Raw genomic sequence first — 5,381 nt, 5'->3', positions numbered from 1 at the left:
CGGCGTCCCGCTGGGCACGGGTGTGTTGACCGCCTCGCTGTGCGTGTACACGGCCAGCTCGGCGCTGACCTGCTCGCGCAGCGTGGCCTTCAGGTAGCTGGTGCCGCTCGCGATCACGGCGAACTTGCGGTCACCGGTGACCGGCGAAATCGCGTTCGCGCCCGGCGACGCCGCCGGCGCGTTCGCGCTGCGGGCGGCCGGAGCAGCCGCGGTGGTCCCTGCCGGCCCAGACGACGCGCTTGGCTGGCTCAGCAGGTACCCGAACCCGGCGAGCAGGCAGGCAAGCACGGGTGCCATCGCCATCGCGAGCCGGAACCGCGGGCCGCGCCGACGGCGTGACACTGGTGCCCGGGGCGATCGGCGGTGCGCAGGGACACCGGTCGCGGAGTCCCGGCCGGCACCGTCGGCAGCCGCGTCACGAGCCGTCACGGCGCCCGGACTCGCCCCGGCGAGAGCGGGCTCGGCCGCGTTCGCGGCACCGGCACGCGTGGCAGCCTCGGCGGCAATGGCGGCGAGTATCTGGCGCTGGAAGGCTTCAGGCAAGGCCGGCGCGGGCACGGCTGCCAGCGCCGAGCTGACCTCGCCGAGCTGGTCGCTGACCGACGCGCAACGGGGACACCTGGCGACGTGCGCCGCGAGCCGCCTGCCACGGAACCCGCCCGCCAGCCCCGCCAGGTAGCTAGCCAGCGTATCGGTGTCAGGGTGCCGTTGCCTGCTCATCCGCCTCCCTCCTGCTCAGGTGAGACGCTGTCGGCAGCCGGCCGGTTCCCGGCCACGCGGGAATTGGTGCGCAGATGCGAAAGGTATGGGACCAGGCGCGCCCTGCCCCTGGCGCACCGGCTCTTCACGGTCCCCGTGGAAACGCCGAGGATCTCGGCCACCTCGGCCACCGGGTAGCCCAGCATGTCGACGAGCACCAGCGCCGAGCGCTGCTCCGGCGGCAGCATGCGCAGGGCCGCGTCGACGTCCAGCCGGGTCTCGACGGCGTCCGCGGTGTCGGACACAGGCACGCCGGCCGGCTGACCCGCGCCGCCGCCCCGGCCGGCCGGCGACCCGGCCACGGCCGGCCCGCCGCGGGCGGCCTGCGCGGCCAGTGCCTCGAGCACGTCCGGGTCACCCGACCAGCTGATGCTCCGCGACTGCCTGCGGCGCAGCCGGTCCACGGCGGCGTTGACCACGATCCTGTGCAGCCACGTGGTGACCGCTGACTCGCCGCGGAAGTCCGCGGCCCGCCGGAAGGCCGAAATCATCGCCTCCTGGAGCGCGTCAGCCGCATCCTCCGGGTCGCAGACCGTGCGCAGCGCGACCGCCCAGAGCCGGTCCTTGTGCCGCAGGAACAGCACGCCGAAGGCCTCGGCGTCTCCCGCGAGGTGGCGGCGGAGCAGTTCGGCGTCTGATGGCTCGCCGCCGCCGCCGCGCTCCGTGCCGCGCGTGCCGGCGGCCGGGTCGGGCTCGTGCGCGCCAGGCGCCGCGGTGCCGGAGTCATCGCCCGTGACACCGGCGGCCAGCTTCCGCCGCCCAACCATCGGCGTCCCCCGGCCGTCAGGCGGCACCGGAGACGGCTGTCCCGCGGATGACGACGTTGTAGATGCGCGCCTGGTAGGTCCCCGGCGACCCGGGAACGGGAGGAAGGCTGCCTGTCAGCCAGATCAGCACATATTGGCCGGTGGCGTTCGAGTCGATCGTGAAGGTGTGCACGCCAGATGTCGTAGCGAGGCCGGCCACCAGGGTGAAGTGATGCAGCGCGGTCTTGGACATCGTGTCGTTGTTCCCGAGGTAGATCTCCGCCGTCGTGCAGCACACGGTGCCGAACTGCACCTGCACCTGGCTGAGCCGGACGCGCTTGCCCATCTCGATGATCAGGCCGGTGCCGGGCTTCAGGTTCCCGAACTTCGGATAGTTCTTGTACGTGTCGGTGCCCCAGTACGTGCCGGGATTGTTGTCGATGGCCAGCCGCGCTTGAGCCAGGTCCTCGTTGTCGGTGCCGAAGATGTTGAAGGTGGTGACGCCGACAGGCCTCTGGACGGTCCCCGCGGAGTGGGCGGAGCTCGCCCTCGTCGGCGCGGGCTTGCGGGCCTGGCCGGCGGCGGACTTGTGCAGGCTGCCGCTGATCACCCACGCGGTCGCGGCGACCGCGGCGAGCACGAGCACGATCACCAGGGTGATCACGGCGCGGCTCGCCGCGCTGCGCTCGCTGGCCGGGTAGCGGCGACGGTAGGAAGCGCCGTCGCGATCTTGGTCAGGCAGCGCCCAGCTGCCGGGATCGTCCGGCTGCGGCGGGTAGCCGGAATAGGGGTCGCGGTCCGGGTAGTCATGCCGCCCGCCGCCGCGCGGCATCGAGGGCGCCGGCTCCGGCAGCGGCACGGGCGGCGCCACGCTGGCGAGCGCGTCGGCGAACGCCCCGGGAGTCAGGATCGGCGGCCCCTGACGGCCGGCCCGCTGCAGCAGCGCACGGCAGACGACGCCGTCGACCGCGGGTGACACGTCCGCGGTTACCTGCCGCGGCGTGCACGGGACCCCGTCGGTGACGGGGGCGGGCGGCAGGCCGCTGTGCGAGTTGCCCGGCCAGTAGCCGGTGAGCGCCGCGTACAGCAGCGCCGCCAGGTCCCGGGTGTCGGTGACCGCGGGGTCGCTCGCGGCCGCGCCGGTCAGGGCGGCGCCGGCGAGCGCGGCGTCGATGCCAAGCCCGCTGATCTTCACCCCGCTGCTGCGCGTCCAGCGCAGCGACTCAGGCGTTAGCCGCAGGTGCGCCTGCCCCGCGGCATGCGCGCCGGCGAGCGCGCGGGCGGCGTCGCAGACCAGGGCGCACGCCCTGGCGGGGTCGAGCGCGCCGTCGGCGAGCAGGTCGGTCAGCGACTCGCCGCCCACCCACTCGAGCACCACGTACGCCTGATCGCCGCCGTCCTCGACGTCGAACACCTGGGCAAGCCGCGGGTCGGTGAGCCGGCTCGCGGCCCTGGCCGCGGTCACCACCTGCGCAATCCGCGGGAACCCCGGGGCGAACGTCAGCACGGACACCGGGCGGGCGAGCGTCTCGTCCAAGCCCTTCCACATCGTCCAGCCGCTGCCCGCAGCGACCTGGTCGACGAGCCGGTATCGACCGGCGAGCCTGGTTCCTGGTTCGGAGGTGTACGTGCTCATACGTTAGCGCCAAGAGTGGGGCCCGCTCTCGGCCTCCTTCCAGCCCCGGGTGTCCACGATGACCGTGCGGGTCGCGCCGCGGGTACCTCTCATGCTAATGTCCGGCGCCGGTCCGCAATCGTCACCCTGCCGCTTATTCAGGCCCGGCCATTCATCGCCGCGCGCCAATACCTTCAATCTCTCACACCAGCATGCGGGGTGCGCTCGTGAGTTCCCCCCGCGTGCTGCATTGTTCCCGAATCAGTTACCCGCCCGTCATTGCCCGCCATCCCCATTGTAATCACATTGACACTGGTTTGTTATGTAACCGCCCGAAACGGCCGGCCACCGAGCGTACTAGGATGCGGAACTCATCGATGCCGAGCACCCGGGCGCAGAATGCGTAAAGCAACAGCGCGCCGCCCCCGCCGACAACGATGCTGACCAGGCCGTAGAGCGGGCCGGCATGCAGCACGGACCCGACGACGGCCATCGTCACGAAGGCGAACACCAGGCCGGGCAGCGTGGCCAGGAACATCCGGACCAGGCTGCGGGTGATCCGCCACCCGTCCAGGCTGCCCACCCGGCGCAGCAGCAGCGGCCAGGACAGCACCGCGCCGGTCAGCGTCATCAGGTCGTAGGCGGCGGCGAGGCCGATCACAACCTGACCCCGCGGCAGGGCGTGCAGCGCGACCAGGTCGCCGATCACCCCGACCACGAGCATCACCATGCCGATAATCGCCGGGGTCCGGTTCTCGTGGAACGAGTAGAACACGCGCAGCTGCAGCTGGGTCAGCATGAACGGCACCAGGCCGAGCGCGAACATGCCGAACACCTCGCCGATGTACCTGGCATCCTGCACCGAGTCGCTGCCGATCGAGAAGAGGAACTCGCACAGCGGCGCGCCGAGCACGGCAAGGAAGACCGCCGCGGGCACCACGATGACCGACGCGAGCCTTACCCCGGTCGAGAAGTCGTCACGGACCAGCGAGTACCTGCGGTCGGTGGCGTGGCCGCTCATCCGCGGCAACAGCGCGCTGATCACCGAGATCCCGACGACCGCGTACGGCAGCTGGAACAGCTGCCATGCGTAGGAGTAGGTCGCGTAGCCGCCGCCGCCCGCCCCGGCCGCGTTCGCTACCCGCTGTGCGACCAGGTTGCCGAGCCATTGCGAGACGACGTAGAACACCATCCAGCCGGCCATCCGGCCGATCACGCTCACCTCCGCGCCCCGCAGGTCCCACCGCGGCCGCATGCTGAACCCGGCCCGGCGCAGCACGGGGAACAGCGCTATCGACTGGATGACGATGCCCAGCGTGGTGCCGATGCCGAGCAGCTTGAGGCCGCCAGGGGAGATGGCGATGTTCCCGTCCCTTGGCTGCAGCCCCTGCACGGCGATGAACAGCCCGCCGACGGCGATGACGACCACGTTGTTGATCACCGGCGTCCACATGTTGGCGCCGAACCGCCCGCGCGTGTTCAGGATCGCGCCAAGCAGCGAATCCATCCCGTAGAAAAAGATCTGCGGGATGAAGAAGTACGCGAAGAGCACCATCACGTGGTGCTCCATGGCGCCCTGGCTTCCCGGCGGCCCGTTGATGTTGCCCGCGTACAGGTCGACGAGCGGCGCCGCCAGCGCCGTCCCGATGACCGTGACGGTGAACAGCGAGATCACGCCCAGCGTGAAGATGCGCTCGGCGTACGCCTCGCCCCGGTCCGGGTCGTCCTTGGCCGCCTTGACGAGCAGCGGCACGACGACGCTCGTGAAGATGCCGCCGAGCATCAGGTAGTAGATCGTGTTCGGCAGCGTGTTGGAGTTGTTGTAGGCGATGGCCAGCCGCCCCGTGCCAAGCGCGGCGACGAACACGAAAGTGCGCAGGAATCCGGTAGCCCGGGACACGAGCGTGCCCAGCGCCATCACCTGGCTTGAGCGCGTCAGGTTGGGCTGGGTGTCCGCCGCCGGCCGCCGGCCGCCATCCGGCGGGGTGCCCCCGCCCGGATACTCCAGGATCTGGGTGCGGTTCTCGCCGCCGTCGCCGCCGTCGCCGCCGTCGGGCGGCCGCCGCCCGGGGGCGGGGCGCTGCGGCACCTGCGGGTAGTCAGGCGGCTGCGGGTAGGTCTGCTGCGGATACCCCGGCGGCGGCGGGAAGAACGCCGTCGGCGGCGGCGGGTCTGGTCAAGGGTTACCTCCGCGGGGCTCAGGGGCCGCCGGGAGTCGGAGTCGGGCCCGACGGGGTCGGGCTCGACGGGGCGGTCGGCGT

General features: G+C 71.9%; 3 protein-coding genes and 1 pseudogene. All 4 read right to left on the bottom strand.

What is annotated here, in order from left to right:
• Positions 1-720 (bottom strand): annotated as a pseudogene (locus Q1N79_RS16640) (hypothetical protein); the annotation flags it as partial.
• Positions 717-1,526, bottom strand: a complete 810-nt coding sequence (gene sigM, locus Q1N79_RS16635; RefSeq protein ID WP_300609987.1) for an RNA polymerase sigma factor SigM — start codon at positions 1,524-1,526, stop codon at positions 717-719. The pseudogene Q1N79_RS16640 and the gene sigM, both read right to left, overlap by 4 nt.
• A 16-nt stretch (positions 1,527-1,542) precedes the next feature.
• Positions 1,543-3,141: a protein kinase family protein gene (locus tag Q1N79_RS16630; protein ID WP_300609986.1), complete on the bottom strand. Its 1,599-nt coding sequence runs from the start codon at positions 3,139-3,141 to the stop codon at positions 1,543-1,545.
• A gap of 280 nt (positions 3,142-3,421) precedes the next feature.
• Positions 3,422-5,209 (bottom strand): murein biosynthesis integral membrane protein MurJ, encoded by a 1,788-nt coding sequence (murJ, locus tag Q1N79_RS16625; RefSeq protein ID WP_300609985.1) that lies wholly within the window; start codon positions 5,207-5,209, stop codon positions 3,422-3,424.
• Positions 5,210-5,381 lie beyond the last annotated feature (172 nt).

The sequence above is a fragment of the Trebonia sp. genome (assembly GCF_030042015.1).
Taxonomy (GTDB): Bacteria; Actinomycetota; Actinomycetes; order Streptosporangiales; family Streptosporangiaceae; genus Trebonia.
The sequence above is the reverse complement of the archived record's forward strand: the minus strand, read 5'-3'. Positions and strand labels throughout refer to the sequence as shown.